The 24,052-nt window shown below is 59.4% G+C and carries 21 protein-coding genes; 8 read left to right on the top strand and 13 right to left on the bottom strand.

The genetic code is table 11. The annotated features are described in order from the left end of the window. Positions 1–350 precede the first annotated feature (350 nt). The 3 genes from AC3WMV_RS03090 (at position 351) to AC3WMV_RS03080 (ending at position 4,450) form a co-directional block, all read left to right on the top strand. Positions 351–1,805, top strand: coding sequence for a DUF1254 domain-containing protein (locus AC3WMV_RS03090; RefSeq protein WP_103367086.1), 1,455 nt, complete (start codon positions 351–353; stop codon positions 1,803–1,805). A 33-nt stretch (positions 1,806–1,838) separates the two neighbouring features. After that, positions 1,839–3,332, top strand: coding sequence for a DUF1254 domain-containing protein (locus AC3WMV_RS03085; RefSeq protein ID WP_103367087.1), 1,494 nt, complete (start codon positions 1,839–1,841; stop codon positions 3,330–3,332). A gap of 68 nt (positions 3,333–3,400) precedes the next feature. After that, positions 3,401–4,450 (top strand): hypothetical protein, encoded by a 1,050-nt coding sequence (locus tag AC3WMV_RS03080; protein WP_178085214.1) that lies wholly within the window; start codon positions 3,401–3,403, stop codon positions 4,448–4,450. Positions 4,451–4,627: 177 nt separating this feature from the next. Here AC3WMV_RS03080 and AC3WMV_RS03075 read toward each other — a convergent pair whose 3' ends face one another. After that, a complete protein-coding gene (locus tag AC3WMV_RS03075; RefSeq protein WP_103367088.1) occupies positions 4,628–4,897 on the bottom strand; it encodes a hypothetical protein in 270 nt (89 codons plus the stop codon). 293 nt (positions 4,898–5,190) lie between these two features. Between AC3WMV_RS03075 and AC3WMV_RS03070 the strand changes: the two genes are divergently transcribed. After that, entirely contained in the window at positions 5,191–5,433 is a 243-nt protein-coding gene (locus AC3WMV_RS03070; RefSeq protein ID WP_103367089.1) for a hypothetical protein, read from the top strand. 50 nt (positions 5,434–5,483) lie between these two features. Here AC3WMV_RS03070 and AC3WMV_RS03065 read toward each other — a convergent pair whose 3' ends face one another. The 11 genes from AC3WMV_RS03065 to AC3WMV_RS03015 all read right to left on the bottom strand — a co-directional run bounded on the left by AC3WMV_RS03065 (position 5,484) and on the right by AC3WMV_RS03015 (position 18,647). Next, the gene (locus AC3WMV_RS03065) at positions 5,484–6,386 is read right to left on the bottom strand and encodes a bestrophin family protein (protein WP_007967141.1); all 903 of its coding nucleotides are present in this window, start codon (positions 6,384–6,386) and stop codon (positions 5,484–5,486) included. Positions 6,387–6,550: 164 nt separating this feature from the next. Beyond that, positions 6,551–7,837 (bottom strand): carbohydrate porin, encoded by a 1,287-nt coding sequence (locus AC3WMV_RS03060; protein ID WP_103367090.1) that lies wholly within the window; start codon positions 7,835–7,837, stop codon positions 6,551–6,553. Positions 7,838–7,942: 105 nt separating this feature from the next. Continuing rightward, positions 7,943–10,348 (bottom strand): glucose/quinate/shikimate family membrane-bound PQQ-dependent dehydrogenase, encoded by a 2,406-nt coding sequence (locus tag AC3WMV_RS03055; RefSeq protein WP_103367091.1) that lies wholly within the window; start codon positions 10,346–10,348, stop codon positions 7,943–7,945. Between the two features lie 206 nt (positions 10,349–10,554). Beyond that, positions 10,555–10,998 carry a tryptophan-rich sensory protein TspO gene (gene tspO, locus AC3WMV_RS03050; RefSeq protein WP_103367210.1) on the bottom strand — a complete coding sequence of 148 codons (444 nt, stop codon included), beginning with the start codon at positions 10,996–10,998 and terminating at the stop codon, positions 10,555–10,557. Positions 10,999–11,057: 59 nt separating this feature from the next. After that, positions 11,058–13,247 carry a PAS domain-containing hybrid sensor histidine kinase/response regulator gene (locus tag AC3WMV_RS03045; protein WP_103367092.1) on the bottom strand — a complete coding sequence of 730 codons (2,190 nt, stop codon included), beginning with the start codon at positions 13,245–13,247 and terminating at the stop codon, positions 11,058–11,060. A gap of 159 nt (positions 13,248–13,406) precedes the next feature. Continuing rightward, positions 13,407–14,945, bottom strand: a complete 1,539-nt coding sequence (locus AC3WMV_RS03040) for a cryptochrome/photolyase family protein (RefSeq protein ID WP_103367093.1) — start codon at positions 14,943–14,945, stop codon at positions 13,407–13,409. Positions 14,946–14,959: 14 nt separating this feature from the next. After that, entirely contained in the window at positions 14,960–15,265 is a 306-nt protein-coding gene (locus AC3WMV_RS03035) for a DUF6482 family protein (protein WP_103367094.1), read from the bottom strand. Between the two features lie 32 nt (positions 15,266–15,297). Beyond that, the gene (locus AC3WMV_RS03030; RefSeq protein ID WP_103367095.1) at positions 15,298–15,840 is read right to left on the bottom strand and encodes a DUF3833 domain-containing protein; all 543 of its coding nucleotides are present in this window, start codon (positions 15,838–15,840) and stop codon (positions 15,298–15,300) included. A gap of 106 nt (positions 15,841–15,946) precedes the next feature. After that, positions 15,947–16,507: a GTP cyclohydrolase I FolE gene (gene folE, locus AC3WMV_RS03025; protein ID WP_097089804.1), complete on the bottom strand. Its 561-nt coding sequence runs from the start codon at positions 16,505–16,507 to the stop codon at positions 15,947–15,949. Between the two features lie 241 nt (positions 16,508–16,748). Then, complete coding sequence (locus AC3WMV_RS03020) at positions 16,749–17,873, bottom strand: alkene reductase (protein ID WP_103367096.1); 1,125 nt, start codon at positions 17,871–17,873, stop codon at positions 16,749–16,751. A 96-nt stretch (positions 17,874–17,969) separates the two neighbouring features. Continuing rightward, positions 17,970–18,647: a type 1 glutamine amidotransferase domain-containing protein gene (locus tag AC3WMV_RS03015; RefSeq protein ID WP_103367097.1), complete on the bottom strand. Its 678-nt coding sequence runs from the start codon at positions 18,645–18,647 to the stop codon at positions 17,970–17,972. A 196-nt stretch (positions 18,648–18,843) separates the two neighbouring features. Between AC3WMV_RS03015 and curR the strand changes: the two genes are divergently transcribed. The 4 genes from curR (at position 18,844) to AC3WMV_RS02995 (ending at position 22,342) form a co-directional block, all read left to right on the top strand. Further along, positions 18,844–19,428 carry a TetR family transcriptional repressor CurR gene (curR, locus tag AC3WMV_RS03010; protein ID WP_097089858.1) on the top strand — a complete coding sequence of 195 codons (585 nt, stop codon included), beginning with the start codon at positions 18,844–18,846 and terminating at the stop codon, positions 19,426–19,428. Positions 19,429–19,494: 66 nt separating this feature from the next. After that, the gene (locus AC3WMV_RS03005) at positions 19,495–20,154 is read left to right on the top strand and encodes a carbonic anhydrase (RefSeq protein ID WP_027611791.1); all 660 of its coding nucleotides are present in this window, start codon (positions 19,495–19,497) and stop codon (positions 20,152–20,154) included. 92 nt (positions 20,155–20,246) lie between these two features. Beyond that, a complete protein-coding gene (locus AC3WMV_RS03000; protein ID WP_097089798.1) occupies positions 20,247–20,873 on the top strand; it encodes a TetR/AcrR family transcriptional regulator in 627 nt (208 codons plus the stop codon). A gap of 197 nt (positions 20,874–21,070) precedes the next feature. Continuing rightward, entirely contained in the window at positions 21,071–22,342 is a 1,272-nt protein-coding gene (locus tag AC3WMV_RS02995) for an OmpP1/FadL family transporter (RefSeq protein WP_103367098.1), read from the top strand. Between the two features lie 239 nt (positions 22,343–22,581). On the opposite strand, the gene AC3WMV_RS02990 is transcribed toward AC3WMV_RS02995, so the two are convergent. After that, positions 22,582–24,042 (bottom strand): efflux transporter outer membrane subunit, encoded by a 1,461-nt coding sequence (locus AC3WMV_RS02990; protein ID WP_103367099.1) that lies wholly within the window; start codon positions 24,040–24,042, stop codon positions 22,582–22,584. Positions 24,043–24,052: the final 10 nt, after the last annotated feature.

Genomic DNA, 24,052 nt, shown 5'->3' with positions numbered 1-24,052 from the left:
CAACGCTTGTACGTTGCCCCTTGGATAAGGGGGCAACACACTTCATCTCTATTGATCGAATCAAATCATGCGTCCTCCAGCGCTGGTCAAAAAACGCTTGCTCTGGGCCATTACAGCTGCACGAGCACTGTGATGCCTTTCTTCCGTCGCGATCCTTATCAGAGTTCTTGCCCTCAGCCTGGAATGTCGGCCAAGAGCTGAGGAGCAGTTATCAGAAATGGAAATAGGATCTTAATTTTTCATACCTTTTCTGGCCGATCTCATTTCCTCTGCTAGGTTTTTCTAACGAACAATCTTCCATCAGTAGATTCGTTTGCCGAGAAACCGTCCCAAGCAAGGATGCCTTCCGTATGAACAAAACACCTTTATTCGCCAGCGGTCTGTTCGCTACCGCGGTATTGCTCGGCGCGGTTGCCGTGCAGGCACAGACCTCGCCAGTAGTACAGGTATCCGGCCCCGAAGCCGATGTGAAGGTGACCGAAACCTACGTACGGATGATGGCGCGGGAGGCGTATTTCTGGGGTTGGCCGATGGCCAATATTTACAACCGTCGCCTGAAGTTCAAGGATCTGCCGAAGGCCGGGTTGATGGGGGGCATCGTGCCCGTGGCGCCGATCAACCATCTGTCGATGCTCACCGACTACATTTCACCGGGGGAACGCCTGGTGGCTTGTCCGAACCAGGATGTGGTCTACGGTGCGGGCAGCATTGCGCTGGATATCGAACCGGTGGTGATTCAGGTCCCGGACTTTGGCGACCGGTTTTGGGTTTATCAGGTGGTGGACCTGCGCTCCGACAGCTTCGCCGAGCTAGGAAAGATGTACGCCACCAAACCGGGCTTCTATCTGTTGGTGGGGCCGGACTGGAACGGCAAGGTGCCTGAGGGCATCACCCAGGTCTTTCGTGCAAAGACCAACACCGGTTTCGTGATTCCGCGGGTCTTCCAGGACGATACGGCCGAAGATCGCAAGGCTATTCAGCACTATCTGTCGGGCATCGACATGTACCCGCTGTCCAAATACGACGGCAAACTCAAGCAGCGTGACTGGAGCCAGTCGCCGAAATTCCCCGCCGAGGCGGCGGGTGACGAGGAAACGCGTTGGGTGCTCCCGGAAAAGTTCTTCGATGAGCTGCCGGCGATTCTCAAGGACGCCAAACCGCTGCCGGGAGAAGAGGCGCGCTATGCGCAATTGGCGGTGCTGGCACAAATCGCCCAGCGCGATCCCGAGCTGAAAAAAGCCATGATCGACGAGGCGCAAAAGTCTGATGCAGACGTGGTCAAGCCGTTGTTGCAGTTCCGCAACTACGGGAAGCAATTGCCCAATCACTGGAGCACCATCGATAACGGCGCAGCGTTTGGCACCGACTACTTCCTGCGCACGGCGGTTGCCCGGTCAAACATCTTCGTCAACAAACAGATCGAGACCAAGTACTTCTATCAGGATCTGGACGAGTCCGGCGTCCGACTCAACGGCGCGCAGCGCTACAGCGTGACCTTCCCCAAAGGCGCGCTGCCACCGGTCAAGGGTTTCTGGTCGCTGACGCTGTACAACCAGCAGCATTTCTTCGCCGAAAACTCGTTGGGGCGTTATTCCCTCGGCACCAAGAACAAGTCGCTCAAGACCAACGCCGATGGCTCGCTGACGCTCTACGTGCAGAGTGACTCACCAGGGGCGAACAAGGAAAGCAACTGGCTCCCGGCGCCGAAGGGCGCGGACTTCTCGCTCTATGTTCGCGCCTACTGGCCGGAAGCGGCCGCGATGAATGGCCAGTGGACGCCACCGGCGGTGGTCAAGGTCAACTGAACCGATTTCCAACTGCGTTCATAAGGACAGCCCATGAACCGTTTGCGCACCTCACTGACGGCCCTGGCCGTAAGCCTCTCCCTAAGCGGCCTCGCCGATGCCGCGACGCGCTATGAAGAACTGGCCAATCAGCCTTTTGAAAAAGGCTTCCCGACCGAAGCGACCGCACGCAGCCTGATCGATGAGCTGGTGTTCCAGCGCGCCGTGCAGTCGTATCTGTGGGCCTTGCCGGCGATCAACATCTGGTCGATGAAGGAAGCGTCGGAGAAGCAGTTTGGCGCGGGCTACAACATCTTGCCGACCTGGAAAAAGCGCATCAACGCCAAGACCTTGGTGACCACGCCAAACTCCGATCTGGTCTACGCCATGAGCTATCTGGATCTGGCAAAGTACGGCCCGCTGGTGGTCGAAGCACCGCCCGGCGTGCAGGGCATGTTCGATGATTTCTTCCAGCGCCCGATTGTCGGGCCGACCATCGACGGCAGAACCTGGCGCGGTGACGTTGGCCTGGCGGGTCCCGACAAAGGCAAGGGCGGCACCTATGTGCTGCTCCCACCTGATTACAAAGGGCCGGAGCCGACCGAGGGATTCGTCTATCGCTCGCGCACCAACAACGTGTTCCTGTTCTGGCGCACCTTTTTCAAGGATCCGAAAGACCTCAGCGTGCCGGTAGCCGAAGTCGAGCGTACGAAGATTTATCCGCTGGGCAAGAAGGACTCGGCCCTGCCGATGCAATTCCCCGACGCCACCGGCGCACCGATCAACATGCTGTTCCCCGAAGACGGTCGCTACTTCGACATGCTCTCGCGTTTCATCGACGCCGAAGCCGTCGATCCAGCGGACATGGACATGCGCGGCTTCCTGCACACCCTGGGCATCGAGAAGGGCAAGCCCTTTGCCCCGGATGCCGAACGACGCAAGCTGCTGGATGACGCCGCGCGTACCGCGTTCAAGATGAGCAAGGTGGTGACCAGTCACTTGCTGTACAAAGAGCCGGGCGGTCTGTACTACAAGGATCGCCAATACGTGAACACCTTTGCCGGAGAGAATACCGAGTTTCAATCCAGCGGCAGTTTCACCAATCTTGAACAACGTGTGGCGTTCTTCACCTCGGCCTATTCCGACAGCCCCGGCATGGTCATGAACATGGTCGGTGCCGGCGCCAAGTATCCCGCGACAACCCGCGACGCCGAGGGCAAGTTCCTCGACGGCGCCCAGACCTACAAGCTCAACCTCCCGGCCAATGTCCCGGCGGCGTTGTTCTGGTCGGTCACCGCCTACGACAACCTCACGGCATCGGGCCTGGACAACGGCCAGCCGTTCCCGTCCCTCAATCAAATGGATAAACCGGCGCAAAACAGCGACGGCTCCACCGACATTTACTTCGGGCCGACATCGCCGGGCGAGGGCAAGAACTGGATCAAGACCGTACCGGAGAAAGGCTTCCTGGTGATCGTGCGGTTGTATGGGCCGAAGCAGGCGTTTTTTGACCAGAGCTGGAAACCAAGTGATCTGATCAAACAATAGAAGCGCCCAGGACGTGAACACTTGGACCCTGCGCCTTCAATACGCCTGGTGAAATGGAGGGCAAATCGATGCAATCGATAAGGATTCGATCAAGTCTGACACTCTGCGGGGCGGTGCTCAGTGGCTTGGCCTGTGCCGCCAGCCCTCTGCCGAAACTGGGTTCCCCGTCAGTTGCAGGGGCCAAGGTCGATCCGGAAAAATGCCACCAGCTACAACAGGACTTCGACATTGACCTGAAAGAAGTGGTCAAGGCCGGCTGCGAACCGTCCACCGAACAGATATCCAGACTGATGGACAACCCGGTGGGCAACCTTGTTCTGCTGTTCAACCAGTACGATTACACCGCGCTCAAAGGTCCGCACAGCAACGGCACACGGATGCTCGGTAAATACAGTTTCATGCCGACTTTTCCGATCTCTCTTGGCGAAGACTGGAACCTGATCAACCGCCTGCCGATCAGCTACGTCAGCGCCCCGGTCAACCGCAAGGCCGGTAATCTGATAGGCATGGGCCCCAACGAGATTCTGCACGATCGTGGTGACTTCACCTCGGTTGTGCAGGACCCGTTCGACCGCACCAGCGGTTTCGGCGACCTGGCCTACGTCGGCGTGTTTTCGCCCAAGGAGCCGATCCGCTTTGCTGGCGGCGGCAAGATGGTCTGGGGTTTCGGCCCGACTGCGATGTTCCCGACTGCCGAAGAAGACGTGCTCGGTACGGGCAAATATTCGCTGGGCCCGGCGTTGGTCGCCGCGTACCTCGGCCCGGACTGGACCCTTGGCGTGTTCCCGCAGCACTGGTGGTCGGTTGGCGGTGATAGCAAGCGCAAGGATGTCAGCCTGACCAATGTGCAGTATTTCATTCAGCGGGCGATTCCAGGGCCGGAACAGTGGCGCATCGGCATGACTCCCAACGTCACGGTCAACTGGAAGGCCGAGGGCGGCAACAAAGTCACGTTTCCCATCGGGATCGGCGCTGGGCGAATCTTCAATTTCGGCAAGTTGCCGGTGAGGATCTCCGGGGAAATTCAGTACTCGGCGATTCATCCGGATGACCTGATCAGCAGCCGCTGGAATTTCCGGCTGTCGTTCATTCCGGTCATACCTACCTTTATGTTTTGAGGATTACCCCAAGCCCGGATGTTTGTGGGGCCGTATCAGAGCGGAGGGTTTGTGGGGCAGGGCGGAGTCGCGGTTGCGGCATTGGCTCAATCGCCGAGAGTAAGGACTGTCGTTTGGCTACAACAGGCGCTGGTGCGTGCTCAGCACATAAGTCACGCACCAGACTCGTTTAAATAATTACCACTGACCGCTTCCGAGGCAGGCGATTATTTCCCAGCCACTGAATTCCCACCAGGAATAGCGCTCATCAGAGCAGCTTCTGGCCAAGCTGGCCGTCTGGATTTCTCCAGCTTTCTGTTGTGTTGAGAAAGGCGTGTCAATCGAGGCGGTCGCCTGCTTGACCGTCTGTGGAGCACTGATGGTCGTTGGATGAACGGCAGCGTTTGTGACCGTTGCGGCGAGAGCGAGTGTCGCGGCGATGGCCAGAGTAGTCATGGACATTTTCATGTTCGAATCCTTTCAGTTAGCTGACAGCGGGCTTAAACATTGGCCCCGACCTGCCTTCTGAACAGATCGGGCATTCGCGTAATGTCACGCCAGAAAAGCCTAGCACTGCGCTATCTGCGGAACAGTCGCACAACTGTGCTATTGACAACTTGTTGAGCGGCCGGTCTTCGTCAAGGGCGCTGGATCGAGTCAAATAATCTGAACCCCGCCCGAACGCCCACGCCTAACGATCAGCTTGTGTTCATTCGCACAGGCCCGGTGCCAATACCGGCACACTCCGAGAGGTGGTCAACGTGGCTAAAGACGAGAAAAAAAGCAAAAAAGACGATGCTTCGAAAGCCAGCAAGGACTTGAAAGACAAAAAGTCTTCGCCGGAAAAGAAATCGGCGGCAGCTTCGGCGCTTTCCAAGTCCTCCGACAAGAAAGACAAGAAGAAAGACGCCGAACCGAAAAAGTCTGCGAAAAAAGCCGATAGCAAGCCGGAAAAGGCCAAGGATGCTAAGAAGGCTGACAAGCCGGCGAAAAAGAAGAAGTAACACCTGCGACTCGCCAGGGCTTTACGCCCTGGCATCCCTCAGATCGTTCTTCAAGCCGTTTCTTCAACCCTGCGCGCATCCCCCAACGAATCACGCTGCATCGACTGCAGGTTTTTCTCGATGGTTTCGCACAGGGCTTCCATCTGGATCTGGTGCTCGCTATGGCGAAACGGGCTTTGCAGGTCAGTACCGATGCGTTCGATGGCCAGCAGCATGAAGCCCACCACCGTCGAGGCCAGCGGGGTGAACCAACCCAGCGATTCCACCAGCCCCACCGGCACAATCAGGCAGAACAGCGAGATAAACAGGCGTGGGAAATACACGTAGGGGTAGGGCAGCGGTGTATTGGCGATCCGCTCCATCCCGCCCTGGCTGTTGGACAGATCGACCATCGTCGATTCCAGCCTTGCCAGCCGAATGCTGTCCAGGCGCCCGGCCTTGTATTCCCGGGCCAGCAACGCCGCGGAACCAGTGAGGATGTCGTTGGCAAAGTTGTTGGTGGTGCCGCTGCGGGCGAATTCATCCGCCGGGATGAACGCGCGGACTTCCTCCGGGCAAGGCTGACCTTGCAGATGCGCGGCGAGGCAGTTGACGTACGCCACATGGCGGCGCAACAGCGTCGCCTTCACCGGGTTCACTTCGTTATCGGGATCATCCAGCAGCGTCAGCACCTGCCGAGCGAAGCTGCGCGAGCTGTTGATCATCATGCCCCACAGCGTGCGCGCCTCCCACCAACGGTTGTAGGCGCTGCTGTTGCGGAAACTGATCAGCACCACCAGCGCAGAACCGAGCAAAGTCAGAGGCATCAGCGGCAGGTTGATCTTGGCGTTGAGGAACAACATGAAGTCGACGGTGACGGCGATGTCCCAGAGCAACAACCAGAACAGCGACCAGCCCACGTAGCCCATGGTCTTGATGATCAAACGGTATTTTTTGACGATGGCTGCTTTCAAACGGAAACCTCGTGGCGAGCGGTAAGCGTTAACGCCCTAGCTCCGACGCTGGTTCGGGGGTAAAGGTTCGGTGTCGAGTGAGCTTCTTGGTTACGACAATTTTCAGGCAATAAAAAACCCGGTCATTACGCCGGGTTTTTTATTGCCTGCAGTTCTGCCAGAAGTCAGAGCGAAGCTTTCACCTGCAAGCCAAACACCAACGCATTGTCGATGTCCTGCCCGGAAAACGCGCCCGGTTCGATGATGTATTGCATGTTCGGACGCAGTGTCAACCAAGGCGTGGCCTGGTAGCCGTAGCCGAGTTCGATCAACTGCTCGCCACTGTCCAGGTTCGGGAACTGCGTGCCATTGGCCATGGCAGCGTCCTGTTGCACGTCGCGGCTGCGCGAGTTAGGCACGGCGCGGCCGTAGCCCAGAGCGACGGTGTCACGCGGGCGACCTTCGAACGGTTTGTATAGCACCAGACCGGTGCCGTACCACTTGCTGAATGGCGAAGCCGCTTCGCTGGCCGCCGAGTATTGGCCGAACGCATGCAGGCTGCGGCCCTCGGACGTTGGCGAACTCCATACGGCCTGATCGATCAGCAGGTAGTGACCGCCACGGCCGGAGACTTCTTTGTCGCTGCCAATGCGTTTCACGTCGGAGCTGTCGTAGTAGTAACCGAGCTTGTATTCGCCAGGCAATTGGCCCGCGTGCTTGTACACCAGTTCGATCGGCACCACGGTGCCGGTGGTGTGTTTCGGGCCCAGATGCCAGGCGCGGCTGGAGTTGCCGTTGCTTTCCGGATCGACGTTGAACGCGGCCACGCGCAGTTGCCACGATGGCGACAAGTCGTATTTCACCCGCACGCCCAGGTGCGCGTTGGGGTAGTTGGTCCAGCCACTGCCGCCGGACATGTTCAGCGGATGGCCGCAGAAACCGGCGTTCATGAAGTTGCACAGAATGCCGCTGTCGAGGCCGCCGAGGTCGTTGCCCATGGCCATGTAACCCAGCTTCACGTTGAGCGCCGGGGTGAACAGACTGCGCTCATAGCTCAGTTCGGTCAGCCGGGTGTAGAGGCCGCCGTAGTTTTCCTGGATCGGCAGACGGTTGCCAACCAGATCTTCGGAGGCGCTGTTGCCGCGGCGGTCGTTGATGGTCAGCTGAACCTTGCCGGCGTTCTCTACGCCATACAACTTGCTCAGGTCGAACTGCGCGCCGAGCTTGATGTTCTGCGAATAACGACCGGAGCGGTGCAGGCCGCCGTCGGCGTTGTAAGCCATTTCGCCGGTGTAATCGCCGGTGAACTTGATCCCGTCTTCGTCCATCTGGTGGCGCAGGCCACCCCAGTCACCGGTCAGGGTGTTGCGGGTCAACAGGTTCGAATCGGTATCGGCGAAGGCGGGCAGGGTGGTGCAGGTCAGGCCCAACAGCACGCCGTTGACCCAGCCGTTACGAGTAAAACCAAACATGGAGATTTTCCTGCTCAAAGCGGTAGCAATATCGGAAAGCGGCGCGGCACCCTCAGGTGCCGCGCGCAAAAAGAAAGCGCCCGTGCTCAACACGGGCACTGCGGTTTACGGCAAGGCGTAAGCCATCACGTAGTCGCCGCGATCGGTCGACTGACGCGCGCCGCCAGCGGTTACAACGATGTACTGCTTGCCGGTTTTCGGCGAAACGTAGGTCATCGGACCGCCCTGGCTGCCGACCGGCAGACGCGCTTTCCACACTTCTTCGCCATTGGCGCTATTGAAGGCGCGCAGGTAGAAGTCCTGGGTGCCGGCGATAAAGATCAGGCCACCTTGGGTCGACAGGGTGCCGCCGAGGGTCGGCAGACCGATCTTGATCGGCAGGTGCATGCGGATGCCCAGCGGACCTGTGTCTTCAACGGTGCCGACCGGAACCTGCCAGGCAACTTTCTGGTTCTTCATGTCGATCGCGGTCAGAGTGCCGAACGGCGGAGCCTGGCAAGGAATACCGGCCACCGACAGGAAGCGGTTTTTGTTCACCGCATACGGCGTGCCTTTGAGCGGTACCGCGCCCATGCCGGTGTTCAACGCTTCGCCACCGGACGAGGCTTGAGCCTTGTTCTGCGACGGGATCATCTGAATCCACAGACCCAGGCGCATGTCGTTGACGAAGATGAAACCGTGTACCGGGTCAGTGGAGATGCTGCCCCAGTTCATGCCGCCCAGCGAACCCGGGAAGCTCAGGGATTTATCGGTACCCGGCGCGGTGTACAGGCCGTCGTAACGCATCGATTTGAAATCGATCCGGCACAGCAACTGGTCGTACGGGGTGGCGCCCCACATGTCCGACTCAGTCAGATGCTGGGCACCGATCTGTGGCATGCCCACCGATTTCGGCTGGGTTGGCGAGTACGGTTCGTTCGGGATGTTCGCGGCTTTGACCGGGACTTCTTTAACCTCGGTCAACGGTTTGCCGGTGGCACGATCGAGCACGTAGATCTGTCCGGCCTTGGTGCCGATGACCAGCGCCGGAACGCTTTTGCCGTCCTTGGTGAAGTCGATCAGGCTCGGCTGCATCGGCAGGTCGAAGTCCCAGAGATCGTTGTGCACGGTCTGGAATACCCAGCGTTCATCACCGGTGGTGGCGTCCAGCGCGAGGATCGAGGCGCCGTAGGTGTGATCGAGTTTGCTGCGCTCGACACCATAGATGTCAGTGGACGAGCTGCCCATCGGCAGGAACACGGTGTTGGTCGCCGGATCGTAGGACATCGGCGCCCAGCTGTTCGGCGTGCTGCGCACATACGTGCTGCCGTCGGCCGGGGCCTTTTTGTCCTGCGGGTTGCCCGGGTCGAAGGCCCAGCGCATGGCGCCGGTGATCACGTCGAAACCACGGATCACGCCGCCCGGCATGTCGGTCTGTACGTTGTCGGCTACACGACCACCGACCACCACAGTGGTGCCGGCCATCAGCGGAGCGGAGGAGAGCTGGTAGTAGCTGTCCGGTACGTCACCGAGACCGGCCTTCAGATCAACCTGGCCGTTGTTGCCGAAACCCTGGCAGAACTCGCCGGTGTCGGCATCGACCGCGATCAGACGGGCGTCGATGGTGTTGGTCAGCAGACGGCGCTGGCAATTGGCGGCCGGTGCCGGTTTGGCTTCGATGATGCTCGAGTTGCTTGGCTGAGCGATGGCCTTGGTGGCATCGAAATAAGCCATGCCACGGCAACGCTGCCAGACTTTCGACTTAGCGTTGATCGCGTTCTTCCACAGCTCTTTGCCGGTGTCGGCATCCAGCGCGATCAGGTTGTTGTGCGGGGTGCAGATGAACACTTTGTTGCCGATCTGCAGCGGAGTGAGCTGGTCTTCGGCACCGTTGCCATCGCTCTCGGCGACGTCACCGGTGTGGTAGGTCCACGCCACTTTCAGCTTGTCGACGTTATTGCGGTTGATCTGGTCCAGCGCAGCAAAGCGGCTGCCGCCCTCGGTATTACCGTAGTGCGCCCAGTCTTTTTGCGCCTTGTCTGGCTCAACCGGGGTCAGGCCCGGGCCAGTGCCGGTGGCAGCGACGGTCGGGTGCGCAACGAACATATTGCCGGCAGCCACCGCCAGTCCCACGGCCAGGACAGCGGCAACGCCGTAAGCGCCACGACCCGGAACATCACCGTTGGCACGCTTGAGCAGCGGATAGACCAGCGTCACCGCCAGACCCACGGCGCTGAACATGAACAGACGCGAGAACACCGGCCAGAACACCAGCCCGGCATCGCTCACCGCCCAGATCGCTGTCCCGACCAGAAACGCCGCGAACAGCCAGGCGCCGGCCGTCTTGAAGCGAGCGATCAGCAGACCGGAAACGGCCATCACCAGACCACCCACAAGGAAGTACCACGACCCTCCCAGGCTGACCAGCTTCACTCCGCCAGCCGCAAGTGCCAGGCCGAGCAGGGCGATGATCACCCCCAGCCCGACCAGAATGAATTTTGATATGCCCGAGAGGCGTTGACTCTGCTTCACGTTGAATGTCCCGTTGAAATGAGGCGTGCATTATATAGATAGGTAACTACCTAGTTAAATCACTAATTCAGTAATGAACTGTTGTTCATTGCGAAATCCCCGTCCTGAGCGGGGACCTGCGCTTTCAAGGGCCTGGAAAGATATTTTGAATGCCTGAAAAAGCGCCTTTTTGTCAGAAAAAATGCGAGTTATGACAGCTGCCGTCATCAACCACGGTTATTGCGCAGAATCGAGAAGTTCAACGCCGCCGCCACACACAACCAGGCCAGATAAGGAAACAGGATCAACCCGGTGATCAAATCCAGGCGCAACGCCATAAACACCATCACCGCGACCACCAGCCACAACAGCAGCAGAATCACCATGGCGGCGGCCACCTGATGCGCGCCGAAGAACACCGGCGTCCACAACGTATTCAAGGCAATCTGCGCCGCCCATAGCGCCAGTACTGTCTGACTGCCAGGAATCAGGCTCAAGCGATAACCGGCCCAGGCCAGCAATAGATAGATTATTGTCCAAGCCACCGGAAACGCCCATTTGGGCGGGGTGAATCCGGGTTTATTGAGCCCTTCGTACCATGGCCCGGGCTTGAAAATCACCCCGGTAGTCGCCGCAGCGCCGCACGCGATCAGAAAAATCAGAAACGTCACCATTTATCACTCCTTGGCCGCAGCCACTCTCTTTGGGATTACAGCGCCGCAACGGTCGCTTATTCGGATTTCATCGCCAGCAGGTCGCTGACCCGCGCCACCAGCGTGTCGACGGCAAACGGCTTGGTCAGCACCTGCATGTCCGGGCCCAATTGACCGGCACCAATCACCGCGTTTTCTGCGTACCCGGTAATGAACAGGGTCTTCAGGTTCTGGCGGATTTCCCGGCCGGCATCGGCCAGTTGCCGACCGTTCATGCCGCCCGGCAAGCCGACGTCGGTGATCAGCAAGTCGATGTGTATGTCCGAGCGCAACATCTTCAGCCCGACCACACTGTCAGCGGCCTCTATCAAGGTGTAGCCGAGATCGCCGAGCACGTCTGTCAGCAGCGCACGCACCGTAGGCTCATCGTCCACCACCAGAATCGTCTCGCCAGACTTGGGCAAGGCTGCCGGCGTGTTGTCCTTGTGATCCTGATTCGGCACGGGCTCGCCATGGTAGCGCGGCAGATAAATGCACATCTCGGTGCCCTGACCGACCTGCGAATGCACGCGCACCTGACCACCGGACTGCTTGGCGAAACCGTAGATCATCGACAGCCCCAACCCGGTGCCCTGGCCCAGCGGTTTGGTGGTGAAGAACGGGTCGAAGGCCTTGGCGATCACATCGGCAGTCATGCCGGTGCCGGTATCGGTCACGCACAGGCACAGGTATTCGCCCTCGGGCATGTCCAGGGTGCGCGCCGTCTCGCAGTCCAGCGCACGGTTGGCCGTTTCGATGGTGATGCGCCCGCCATCGGGCATCGCATCGCGCGCGTTAATGCACAGGTTGAGCAGGGCATTCTCCAATTGGCTGGCGTCCACCAGCGTTGGCCAGAGCCCCGGTGCGGCGCGGGTTTCCAGAACGATGCTGGGGCCGACCGTACGCTGGATCAACTCGGTCATGCCGGTCATCAGCGTGTTGACGTCGGTCGGCCGCGGATCGAGGGTCTGGCGTCTGGAAAACGCCAGCAGACGGTGGGTCAGGGCGGCGGCTCGCTTGACCGCGCCCTGTGCGGTCACCATGTATTTGTCGACCTCATTCAGCCGGCCCTGGCTGATGCGCGCGCCCATCAACTCCAGCGCGCCGGAAATGCCGGCCAGCAAATTGTTGAAGTCATGCGCCAGGCCCCCGGTCAGTTGGCCGACGGCTTCCATTTTCTGCGACTGACGCAGCTTCTCTTCGGCCTGCATCAACTCTGCGGTGCGCGATGACACGCGCTGCTCCAGCGTATCGTTGAGCGCGCGCAACGCGGCGATGGCGCGGTCGCGCTCCGCTTCGACATTGCGCCGTTCCTCGACATCGATCAGCACGCCGGGAAAGCGCAGCGGCGTTCCATCATCGGCACACTCAACACGACCGTTGGCTTCGATCCACTGATATTTGCCGTCTGTGCGGCGCACACGGTACTGGTGGGAGTAGGCGCCACCACGGTCGATGGCTTCGTTGATCGCGGTGGTCAGTCCATCCTGGTCTTCGGGATGCACGGTCACCATGACTTGTTCGAGGCTGAGCCCTTCGCGGCCCAGCGCCGGGTCGAGATCAAACACCCGGGCGAACGCTTCGTCCACTGCAAAACGGTCGGTGAGCAGGTCCCAGTGCCAGGTGCCGATGATCGCACCGGCGGCGAGCGCCAGTTGCACACGCTCGACGTTCTCCCGCGCCAGCGCTTCACTGGCACGCAAACGCTCCTCGGCGTCGCGCCGCTGGGTGACGTCGTTGAACAGGATCGCGATCTGCCGGTCGGCCGGATCGCCGACCCGTACCGCGCGCACGTCGAACCAGCGTTCGAAGGTGTTGGCGTAATTTTCGAAGTTCGCCGGCTCTCCGGTTTTGGCCACATGGCCGTAGGTTTCGAACCAGAAGCTTTCCAGATTCGGCGCGAACTCGGTCACCCATTTGCCGCGCAGGTTGACCCCGCACTGGTGTTCGAACGCCGGGTTGGCTTCGACGAAGTAGTAATCGACGGGTTTATCCTCGGCGTCGAATTTGACCTTGACGATGGCGAACGCCGACTCGATGGTTTCCAGAATGGTGATGAAGCGTGCCTCGCTGCGGGCGAGCGCATCCCGACTGGCTTGCAGTTGCGCCGCCATGTCGCGATCGAGGTCAACGTCCTGCGTGTCGACCAGTGTGCTCTGAAGCGCCGCGCGCAATCGCCTTACCTCTGACTCAAGCGCTTCGCGACTAAGGTGTTCAAGGGTATCCATGTGACCTGCTTTATTGAATGTTCAGGGGCTGGCTTCATAGAGCGCGTAGGCACAACGCGAGCAGTGAACGTCGCGCTCGCAGTGGACTCGAGCGCCAATCATCCGTTGACCGGGCGCGCTGTGCTTAAGTTTCACCACCCGCGCAAGCGAGCGTTCATTTCAGATCGATTCGCCGTTATCCAGGCGCGCCAACAGGTTCTGCCCGCGTTGCCACAGCGCCTCCTGTCTGGCTGGCGGCATGCGGTCGAGGTTCTTGTACATCATCGCCATGCGTTGATTGCCGCGCAGTTGTTCACCGTGGCGCATCAGAAAATGCCAGTACAACGCATTGAACGGGCAGGCATTGTCCGCGGTACTTTCGCTGACCTTGTAGGCGCAGCTTCGGCAGTAGTCGGACATGCGATTGATGTATTGGCCACTGGCGCAATAGGGTTTGGAACCGAGGTAACCGCCATCGGCATGCATGACCATGCCCAAGGTGTTGGGCAGCTCGACCCAGTCGAAGGCGTCCATATAGATCGCCAGGTACCACTCACAGATCTGGCTCGGCGCGATGCCGGCGAGCAGGGCAAAATTGCCGGTGACCATCAGCCGCTGAATGTGGTGCGCGTAGGCGTGCTGCAGACTCTGGCCGATGGCCTGGCGCATGCAGTTCATCTGCGTCGCACCGGTCCAGTAGAACTCGGGCAGTGGCCGGTCGTTGCCGAATGCATTGCCCAGCTCGTAGTTCGGCATTTTCAGCCAGTACACGCCGCGCACATATTCCCGCCAGCCGATCAGTTGCCGAATGAAGCCTTCGGCGGCATTCAGGGCAATCCTGCCGGCCCAATAGGCCGACTCGACGTCGCTGCACAACTGCCGCAAATCCAGCAGGCCTATGTTGAGCGCAGCGCTGATGCGCGCGTGAAACAGAAACGGTTCGTCACTGGCCATGGCGTCCTGATAGTCGCCGAAACCTGCCAGGCCATAGTCCAGAAAATACTCCCAGAGCGCCTGCGCGTCGGCATGGGTGACCGGGTAGTTGAAGTCGTCGAGTGCGCCATAGTGCTGACTGAAGCGTGCCCTCACCAGGGCGAGCACATCGCGGGTGATCGCGTCATTACCGAAACGGATCGGGTAGGGGGCTTTCACGCCTTTGGGCAGGGACTTGCGATTCTCCGCATCGAAATTCCACGCACCACCCACCGGCGTGCCGTCGCCATTGAGCAGCAAGCGACTCTTGCGGCGCATCTCGCGATAGAAGAACTCCATGCGCAACTGCTTTTTGCCGGCGGCCCAGGCGGCGAACTCGGCGCGACTGCACAGAAAACGCGTATCGGCGTGCCAATGGATGGGCAGGCCACAGTCCCTGATCGATTGCTCCAGGCGCCAGTCCCCGCATTCGGTGACGTGCACTTCTTCGACCTGCAACCGCTGTTGCCAGCGGCGTAATTCCCCCGGCACCGAGCCGCTATTGTGCGGATCATCCAGGGTCACGTATTCGACACGAACGCCCTGATCTCGCAGGGCCTGGGCGAAATGGCGCATGGCACTGAAGATCAGGGCAATCTTTTGCGGGTGGTGCGGCACATGGCTGGCTTCTTCCATGACCTCGACCAGCAGCACAGTGTCGCGCTCGCTATCGAGCGTCTGCAAGGAAGCCAAGTCGAAGGACAACTGATCGCCCAGCACCAGGCACAACCGACGGTTCTGGTTCATTCACAGCATCCGTTTCATAGCGATGTGGTCAACGAAAACGGAATCCGCAGCTCTTCGACGGGCCCGCTATCACGCCCGCACATTTCGTCGTGCACGCATTGCTGCACCAGCACGCAGGGGAATGCCGGCACAGTCTGCAGCAGGTCACGCAGATGGGTGATCGAGCGCAGATGCATCGGTTTGGCCGCATCGTCGAGCAAGGTGAACTGGCCGTGATTCAGACGGATGCGGGCCAGATAAAAACCACCTTCAAGCGACAGCAGCTCCAGCTCACGTATTTCACTGTTGGCCGCACGTTCGGTCAGGGTTTGCAGATTCATGCTTCACTCCTTGCCTATCAATTCAGCACTGTTCATTGATTTTCTCCCGTGCCCTGGCGACGGAAAAACAAGGTCACCTGGCCGACTTCAACCCCGAGCTTGGACATGCTGGTGCGGTTGATCAGCGTGTCCTCGTCCATCTGGTACATCCAGTCGTCCATGCTCATTTCATAGGTCGAGCCATCAACTGGCAGATTCAGGCGATAACGCCAGTGCAGCGCATTGCCGGCCACCTGACCTGTGGCGACGCCCACCACATCACCCGCACGCCCGCTCCAGCGCCCCTGGCCCTCGGGCGTCAGGGTCCAGACGCGGCGTTGGCGCGTGCCGTCGCTGTACAGGAAGCGCTCATCGAGAATCAGGTTGTCGCCTTCACGATGGCTGATGATGTTGACCTCAAAGCGCTTGACCACTTCCCCGGAGCGCTTCTGAAACATCCCCCAGGCTTTCACGGGTTTGCTGAAAAAGCGTTGCAGATCCAGCGCCGGTTGCTGATCGGCATAATGGCTGACATCCACGCTGCCGCAGCTCGCAACGCCGAGTGCCAGAGCTAGTAAGAGCACAAGTCGGGCCATTGCCGTTCTCCCTGAGTGCACAGGTATGGGGGTGAAGTTGGGAATATCGTGCTTGTACAGTGGATTTATTGTGTACAGGTTTATCGCGCCTGTCGAAGGTCGGAAATCAACTTCGCCGCCCGATCAATTGCAGAAACTCCTGACGCGTCGTGGAGCTGTCGCGAAAGGCACCGAGCATCACCGAAGAGGTCATGATCGAATTCTGCTTTTCGACGCCGCGCATCATCATGCACATGTGCCTGGCTTCAATGACCACGGCCACGCCGGCGGCATCGGTGATCTGCTGGATCGCCTCGGCGATTTGCCGGGTGAGGTTTTCCTGGATCTGCAGACGGCGGGCGAACATGTCCACCACGCGCGCTACTTTCGACAATCCCAGCACCCTGCCGGTGGGGATGTACGCCACGTGTGCCTTGCCGATGAAAGGCAGCATGTGGTGCTCGCACAAGGAATAGAGCTCGATGTCACTGACGATCACCATCTCATCGCTCTGCGATTCGAACAGGGCACCGTTGGTGACATCTTCCAGGCTCATTGAATAGCCGTTGCACAGATACTGCATCGCTTTGGCCGCACGTTGGGGTGTGTCGAGCAGACCTTCGCGCTCGGGATTCTCACCGACGCCGACGAGGATTTCGCGGTAATGGCTGGCTAGTAGTGGGTTCATTCAGAGTGCTCGCGGCAGTGCTGTGCGTGGGGGCCAATCCGTAGCGGAAGAGTTGTACGTAAAGAAGTGCTTTGTATAGGTTTTATTCAAGATAGGCTGAAAAAATAAACCTGACAATCAATCGGCAATCTTTTTTGTGCAGATGCGAAAACCTCGCAGCGCAGCGCGCGAGGTTGCGGGTATAGCGGGGGAGAAGAGGAAGCGCTCCCGGTGAGTGGGAGCGCTGTGCGAATTCGCGGAATTATTCGCTGTAGGTCGGGTAATCCACATAGCCTTCGGCATTGCCGCCGTAGACCGTCACAGGATTCAGTGGATTGAGCGGCCAGTCATTGGCGATGCGCGCCGGCAGATCCGGGTTGGCCATGAACGGACGGCCGAAAGCCACCAGATCAGCCAGTCCCGATTCAAGCAACTGCGCACCGGATTCAGCGTTGTAACGCCCGGCGTAGATGATCGCACCACTGAAGGTATCGCGCACCGCACGGCGGAAGGTTTGCGGCATCGCGGGCGCGTCGTCCCAGTCCGCTTCGGCGATGGACAGGTAGGCGATGCCCACATCCTCAAGTACTTTGATCGCTTCGATGTAAGTGGTGTGCGGGTCCTCTTCGACCATGCCCAGATAGGTGCGCGCTTCATCGGTGGTGGTGAACAGCGGCGCGAAACGTACGCCGACTTTCTCTTTACCGATGCACTCGGCGACACCCGACACCACTTCGCGCAGAAAGCGCAGGCGATTGTGCAGCGAGCCACCGTACTGATCGGTGCGCGCATTGCTGTGGGCAGAAATGAACTGGTTCACCAGATAGCCATTGGCGCAGTGCAGTTCGATCCCGTCGAAGCCGGCGTCCATCGCATTGCGCGCCGCCTGTATATAGAGTTGAACCAGTTCCTGGACCTCATCGGTGCTCAGCGCTCGCGGCGCGGATGGTGTAACCAGTTCGCCGGCGCCCGGCGCAGTTTCGATGAACACGCTGACCCGCTCGGTGGCGATGGCAGACGCTGAAACCGGGGCCGCGCCACCGGGTTGCAGCGCGGTGTGGGACACACGTCCGACGTGCCAGAGTTGGGCAAATATCACGCCGTCCTGTGCATGCACCGCTTCGGTGACTGTGCGCCATCCGGCAATTTGCTCAGGGGTGTGAATGCCGGGAGTCCAGGCGTAGCCCTGACCGCGAGGTTCGATCTGCGTGCCTTCGGTAACCAGCAGACCGGCGCCGGCGCGTTGCTGGTAATACTCGGCCATCAATGCGTTGGCGACATTGCCCGGTTGTGTGCTGCGCTGGCGGGTGAGGGGCGGCAGGACGATGCGGTTCTTCAGGGTGTGCAGGCCCAGTTTGACGGGGGTGAAGTAAGGGCTGTTTTTCATGTGATTCCTGTTTTGGCCTTATTAGACCAGTCGACTAGTAATGCGGTAAAAAAAAACACCGTGCGGAATGCGCACGGTGTCTGGACGCTGGAGGGCTCAGGCCAACAGTTTCAGCAGTTTTTCGGCGACGGCTGCCGAGCTGGCAGGGTTTTGACCCGTCACCAGTTGGCCATCGGTCACCACGTGAACCTGCCAGTCAGCGACCTTGGAGTAGCGGCCGCCGAGACGCTGGAATTCGTCTTCGATCAGGAACGGCACGACATCGGTCAGGCCTACAGCGGCTTCTTCAGCATTGGTGAAACCGGTGACGTCGCGGCCTTGAATCAACGGTTTGCCATCGGCAGCCACCACGTGACGCAGAACGCCCGGCGCATGGCAGACGAAACCGTGAGGTTTGTTGCTGCGGTCGAACGCTTCGATCAGCGCAATCGAGTGTTTGTCTTCGGCCAGATCCCACAGTGGGCCATGGCCACCGGGATAAAACACGGCATCGAAATCCTCGGCGCTGACATCCGCCAGGCGCCCGGTATTGGCCAGCGCCTGCTGAGCAGCAGGGTCCTTGCGGAAGCGATCGGTTTCAGCGGTTTGCGCATCGGGCTCATCGCTTTTCGGATCGAGCGGTGGCTGGCCGCCGGCCGGCGATACCAGAGTGATCTGCGCGCCGGCATCCTTGAAGGCGTAGTAGGGGGCCGCGAACTCTTCGAGCCAGAAGCCGGTTTTCTTGCCGGTGTTGCCAAGCTGATCGTGGGAAGTCAGAACCATCAAGATTTTCATAGAGCGCCCTGTATTGGTCTGGTGTCCTCGACGGGTTCGTCTGCGACACCTCGGAAGGAGTGACGGGCACAGAATAGATTCATATTAGACCGGTCGTCTAGTAAATTTTTACGCCCGTGTTTCCGCGCCATCAGTGTGGCAAACTCCTGCTCATCAGAAATATACGACTGGTCTAATGTTTGGTATTTTGCGCCCCATGAAACCGACCTACGACGATACCCGCCAACACCTGCTCGACACCGGCCACCGCATGATGGCCGAAAAGGGCTTCACCAGCGTTGGCCTGAGCGAGATCCTGCAGACCGCCGGTGTGCCCAAGGGCTCGTTCTATCACTACTTCAAATCCAAGGAACTCTACGGCCAAGCACTGCTGGAGGATTACTTTGTCGGCTACCTGGCAGATATGGAGCGACGCCTGACCCTGCCCGGCCTCAGTGCCTATGAGCGGCTGATGGATTACTGGCAGGGCTGGCAGAACCGCTGCACCCTGGAAGGCCATGGTGATGAATGTCTGGTGGTGAAGTTGAGCGCGGAAGTCGCCGACCTGTCCGAGTCGATGCGCCTCACCTTGCGCGACGGCGCCGAGCGCATCGTTGCGCGCATCACGACGTGCCTGGAAGAAGGGCAGTTGGATAAAAGTTTGCCGCAGACTGACGCTCGGCAACTGGCAGAAACCCTGTACCAACTCTGGTTGGGTGCCAGTCTGTTGAACAAACTGCAGCGCACGGGGCAGTCGCTGCAGACGTCGATGGTGATGACGAAGCGGCTATTGCAGCGCTGAAAACACCCACGACCTTTCATATCGAGTACTTTTGCAAGCATCCGGCATCAGGATTTGGAGAACTTCATGCGTGACATTATCGACGGCTTTCTGCGCTTTCAGCGTGAGGTATATCCGCAACGTGTCGAGCTGTTCAAGCAACTCGCGACCTCACAAAATCCGAAGGCGTTATTCGTTACTTGCTCGGACAGTCGTGTAGTGCCTGAGCTTCTTACACAGCGCGAACCCGGTGAACTATTCGTGATCCGCAACGCCGGCAACATTGTGCCGTCGTATGGTCCCGAACCCGGTGGCGTGTCGGCTACCGTCGAATATGCAGTCGCCGTGCTCGGCGTACAGGACATCGTGATCTGCGGGCACTCGGACTGCGGAGCGATGGGCGCGATATCGCGCTGCACCTGTCTGGATCATCTTCCTGCGGTCGCCAATTGGCTGCGTCACGCGGACGCTGCGAAAGCGATCAACGCGGCGCATGAATTCGACACACCGCGCGCGAAGCTCGATGGTCTGGTTCGGGAAAATGTGATCGCGCAACTGGCGAACCTGCGCACGCACCCCTCCGTGGCCCTCGCGCTCGAGCAAGGGCGCATGAATCTGCACGGATGGGTCTACGACATCGAGGCGGGGTGCATCGATGCGCTGGATGGTTCAACCCGACGCTTTGTTCCCTTGGCTGATTCGCCGACTACCGTGGCGATCACTGCGCGTAACGGCAAGCAGATGTAACGGCTGGCCTCATCTGAAATCGCCAGACTTGTGACCTTATTCCTGTGTGGTCACAAGTTGTCAGCCCGCCATAGGATGAGTAAGCTGCTGTCATGAATCAGCTATCAATATCTGCCTCCTCGCCAAACACTCGTGGCCCGGCCGAGCACGACATTCGTGACCAGATTGTTGCCGCGGCCAATGAGCACTTCAGCCAGTATGGCTACGCGAAAACCACGGTTTCCGACTTGGCCAAGGCCATCGGTTTTTCCAAGGCGTACATCTATAAATTTTTTGACTCGAAACAGGCGATTGGCGAGGCCATTTGCGCCAATTGTCTGGGGCAAATCGTTGCAGCCGTCGAACAGGCCGTTAACGAAGAATCTCTTTCGGCGACCGAGCGTTTGCGCAGATTGGTAAAAACCGTCATTGCCACGGGTGTGAACCTGTTCTTCAACGACCGCAAGCTTTACGACATCGCGGCGTTTTCCGCTTCGGAGCGTTGGCACAGTGCCCAGGTGTATGAAGCACAGATCAAAGACTTTATTGTCGACATCGTGCGGCAAGGACGAGAAGCGGGGGAGTTCGAGCGCAAGACTCCACTGGACGAGACTGTCGAGGCGATCGATCTGGCGCTGCGACCTTTCGTCAACCCCTTGCTGTTGCAGCACAATCTGGATTTCATCGAGCAAGCGCCCACGCTGACCTCCAACCTCATCCTGCGCAGCCTCATGCCCTGACTGTCGCTGGCCAAATCTGTCAGTCGATTCGAGTCAAAACCACATCCCCCACATGACGTTTTCCGTTCCCGGCCAATGAGTGCCGGGAGGGCGTAACATTTCGCTCTTCGTGACCATTGACTGAATTGGTCACATGGATAATATGGCTTCGCTGTAGTTCGATGTTCTATTCCAGTGATCTCCATAGAGTCCCGATAATGAAAAAAACAATGCTCAAGAGCCCCGTGGGCCTGGCCGTCGTGCTTGCGTCTTCCAATGTGCTGGCCGGTGGCTTTGCACTCAACGAACAAAGCATCAGCGGGATGGGGTCCGGGTTTGCCGGGCGATCTTCATCGGCCGAAGACGCCAGTACGATCTACGGCAACCCGGCGGGCATGGCGCGACTTAAACAAGAGCAGGTCAGCGTGGGGGCGGCGACATTGTTCGCCAAGTCCGATATCAGCCGGACTCGCAGTACGTTCGCTGGCAAGGAAGACGGCGACATGGTGCCCACGACCACCGTACCGATGGGCTATTACGTCAAACCCATCGATGAGCATTGGGCATTCGGCGTCGGGTTTTATGTACCTTTCGGGTTGATCACCGACTACGGCAGTGGGTTTGCCGGACGCTATTACGCCAACAAGAGCGAAGTCACCACGCTGACTTTCCAACCGACCATCAGTTACGCTTTTAACGAAAAAGTCTCGATCGGTTTCGGTCCGACCATCAACCGTATCGGTGGAGAGATATCGGGCATGGTGCCCAATCCATTAACCCCGGGGCGCAATGACGGCAAGCTCAAAAGCACGGGCGATGACACCGCGCTGGGCTTCAACGCCGGTGTGCTGGTGCAGGCGACAGATCAGACCCGCCTGGGGCTGACTTATCACTCCAAAGTCAGTTACCACCTGGATGCGAAAACCAAGGTCACCGATGGCATCTTCAGCGTGTTGGGCGTCAGCGGCCGCAGTTATGACGCATCGCTGGATGTGGATACGCCGGAGTCGGTGGATTTTTCGGCCACGCATCAATTCAATAACGACTGGACGCTCTATGTCGGTAGCACCTGGACGCGCTGGAGTCGCTTCAAGGAGCTGACGATCGAAAACAGCGGCCTGCCGCCGTTGCTGAGCGGTCAATTGGGGACGATCAGCGAAGAGCAGAACTGGCATGACACGTGGGCACACGCCATCGGTACCGCCTATCAATTGAATGGCCAGTGGGTGTTGCGTAGCGGGTTTTCGGTAGATCAATCACCCGCCAACAACACCAATCGCGGCCCCCGTATTCCTACGGGCGATCGAAAGGTTATCAGCTTCGGTGCGGGCTGGACGCCGGTGGAAAATGTCACCATCGACTTCGCTTATTCCTACCTCTGGGAGGAGAGCGTGAAGGTCAACGACAGCTCGCCATCCAGAGGTGCCTACAGTGCCAGATACAAGAACAGTGCGAGCGGGCTCGGTACGTCTGTCAGCTACCGTTTTTAGCTGAGGGCTGTACTCACAATGTGGGGCCGGGAGTGCGTGCTGCCTCCCGACCCTCACGCGCAAGGGCATGTTTATCGGGCCGATTCTCGCAGAGAGGTTGGCCCTTTTTTGTAGGTCAAACCCCCATGACTTTGGCCATCAGGCTCTGATGAAAACGCCGTGGCGTGGCCCACGTCAAAACCGCGATCGACCTTTTGCTGCGTACTGTCGAGCCAAATTCTTTGCAAAGCTGGCGAGCTTCATCGCGACGCAACAGGCAGGGTTTCGGGAACTTGCCAGCCGCCGCCGAGCGCTTTGAATGCCGCAACCGCAGCCCGCGCCGATTCTGTCCGCGCTTGCGCACGGGCATCGGAAGCCTGGAGCAATGTTTCGTCGGCGTGGAGCACATCAATCAGGCTCGCGGTGCCTTTTCCATAGGCAATAAAAGACGCTTGGCGAGCCTGGGTCAGAGAAGCCTCGCCTCCCGCGAGCGTGGTGGCCTGAAGGTTGCGGTTCACCAGGGCGGAGAAGGCATTCTCGACCTCCTCAGTGGCGCGTAACACCGACTGACGATAAGCGGCCAGCGCTTCGGCTTCCTGTCCTTTTGCCTGATTGATCTGCGCGTTTATCCGGCCTACGTCAAAAAGTCTCCAGCGCAACCCAAGGACCGCCGCCGACTGACTGGCGCCGCCGGTGAACAGGTTGCCGCCGGAAACAGCCGTGGCGCTACCGAGCAATGCGCTGAGCGAAAGTTTCGGGTAGTACTCGGCAATCGCCACGCCGATGCGTGCATTGGAGGCTGCCAGGCGGCGCTCGGCGACGATCAGATCCGGCCGGCGACGCAGCAGATCGGCCGGCGTTCCCGAGGCGTTTATCGGCGGCACAACAGGAATGCTCGCTGTACCGGCCATTTGCGTGCGGTGAGTCCCCGGCGGGGTGCCGAGCATCACGTCCAGCGCATTCATGGCGGCATCCAGGCCGGTCTGCAGCACTGGCACGCTCGCCTGGACTTGCGCCAGCGCGCCCTCAGTCTGTTGAACCTGATAGCGCGCAGCGAGGCCCTTGCCGTAGAGCAGGCGGACTTTCTCCAGCAGTCCCTGCTGGGTTTCGACTTGGCGATTGGCAATCTCCAGTCGCGCCTGCAACCCACGGAGGGTGATGTAGATATCGGCCGTCTGCGCTGCAATGGCCAGGCGTGTGGCGGTCGCGCCCGCCTCGGAGGCCTGGTATTCGGCGAGTGCGGCTTCGCGCTCGCGTCTCAGCCCGCCAAAGACATCAATCTCCCAGCCGGCATTGAGGTTGAGCTCGTAGGAACTTCCGTAGCGATCATAGCCAGGCGTTGAGTTCAGCACCTGGCCGAGCGGCGTTTCGACGGATTGATAGGCGCGTGCGGCCTGGCCATCAATGCTCCCGGAGGGCAACAGAGCGGCATTTGCGGCCCCCAGTCCTGCCCGTGCCTGTGTGACCCGCGCCGCTGCTTGTGCCAGATCGAGGTTCTGTTCCAGCGCCTGGGTGACGAAACCGGTCAACACGGGATCGTTAAAACTCTCCCACCAGTTGACCAGCCGGGCCGGCGCCGTTGCCGGCGTCTGTTCGGCTGCTGGCTGACTCAGGTAACGATGGGGAAGCGCGAGGGCAGGCCGTTGATAGTCGGGACCGACCGCGCAGCCTGCCATCAAACTGGCGGCCACCAAAAGCGTGATAGGGCGAACAGGAGGCATTGAGGTACCT

Source organism: Pseudomonas sp. FW305-3-2-15-E-TSA4, from assembly GCF_058787295.1.
Note: the sequence above shows the minus strand (reverse complement) of the source record. Positions and strands in the feature narration are given on the sequence as shown.

What these genes read in the sequence shown, in the direction of transcription:
- AC3WMV_RS03090 (WP_103367086.1), top strand. Translation starts at nt 351, where the DNA reads ATGAACAAAACACCTTTATTCGCCAGCGGTCTGTTCGCTACCGCGGTA.
- AC3WMV_RS03085 (WP_103367087.1), top strand. Translation starts at nt 1,839, where the DNA reads ATGAACCGTTTGCGCACCTCACTGACGGCCCTGGCCGTAAGCCTCTCC.
- AC3WMV_RS03080 (WP_178085214.1), top strand. Translation starts at nt 3,401, where the DNA reads ATGCAATCGATAAGGATTCGATCAAGTCTGACACTCTGCGGGGCGGTG.
- AC3WMV_RS03075 (WP_103367088.1), bottom strand. Translation starts at nt 4,897, where the DNA reads ATGAAAATGTCCATGACTACTCTGGCCATCGCCGCGACACTCGCTCTC.
- AC3WMV_RS03060 (WP_103367090.1), bottom strand. Translation starts at nt 7,837, where the DNA reads ATGTTTGGTTTTACTCGTAACGGCTGGGTCAACGGCGTGCTGTTGGGC.
- AC3WMV_RS03045 (WP_103367092.1), bottom strand. Translation starts at nt 13,247, where the DNA reads ATGGATACCCTTGAACACCTTAGTCGCGAAGCGCTTGAGTCAGAGGTA.
- AC3WMV_RS03040 (WP_103367093.1), bottom strand. Translation starts at nt 14,945, where the DNA reads ATGAACCAGAACCGTCGGTTGTGCCTGGTGCTGGGCGATCAGTTGTCC.
- AC3WMV_RS03035 (WP_103367094.1), bottom strand. Translation starts at nt 15,265, where the DNA reads ATGAATCTGCAAACCCTGACCGAACGTGCGGCCAACAGTGAAATACGT.
- AC3WMV_RS03030 (WP_103367095.1), bottom strand. Translation starts at nt 15,840, where the DNA reads ATGGCCCGACTTGTGCTCTTACTAGCTCTGGCACTCGGCGTTGCGAGC.
- folE (WP_097089804.1), bottom strand. Translation starts at nt 16,507, where the DNA reads ATGAACCCACTACTAGCCAGCCATTACCGCGAAATCCTCGTCGGCGTC.
- AC3WMV_RS03020 (WP_103367096.1), bottom strand. Translation starts at nt 17,873, where the DNA reads ATGAAAAACAGCCCTTACTTCACCCCCGTCAAACTGGGCCTGCACACC.
- AC3WMV_RS03015 (WP_103367097.1), bottom strand. Translation starts at nt 18,647, where the DNA reads ATGAAAATCTTGATGGTTCTGACTTCCCACGATCAGCTTGGCAACACC.
- curR (WP_097089858.1), top strand. Translation starts at nt 18,844, where the DNA reads ATGAAACCGACCTACGACGATACCCGCCAACACCTGCTCGACACCGGC.
- AC3WMV_RS03005 (WP_027611791.1), top strand. Translation starts at nt 19,495, where the DNA reads ATGCGTGACATTATCGACGGCTTTCTGCGCTTTCAGCGTGAGGTATAT.
- AC3WMV_RS03000 (WP_097089798.1), top strand. Translation starts at nt 20,247, where the DNA reads ATGAATCAGCTATCAATATCTGCCTCCTCGCCAAACACTCGTGGCCCG.
- AC3WMV_RS02995 (WP_103367098.1), top strand. Translation starts at nt 21,071, where the DNA reads ATGAAAAAAACAATGCTCAAGAGCCCCGTGGGCCTGGCCGTCGTGCTT.
- AC3WMV_RS02990 (WP_103367099.1), bottom strand. Translation starts at nt 24,042, where the DNA reads ATGCCTCCTGTTCGCCCTATCACGCTTTTGGTGGCCGCCAGTTTGATG.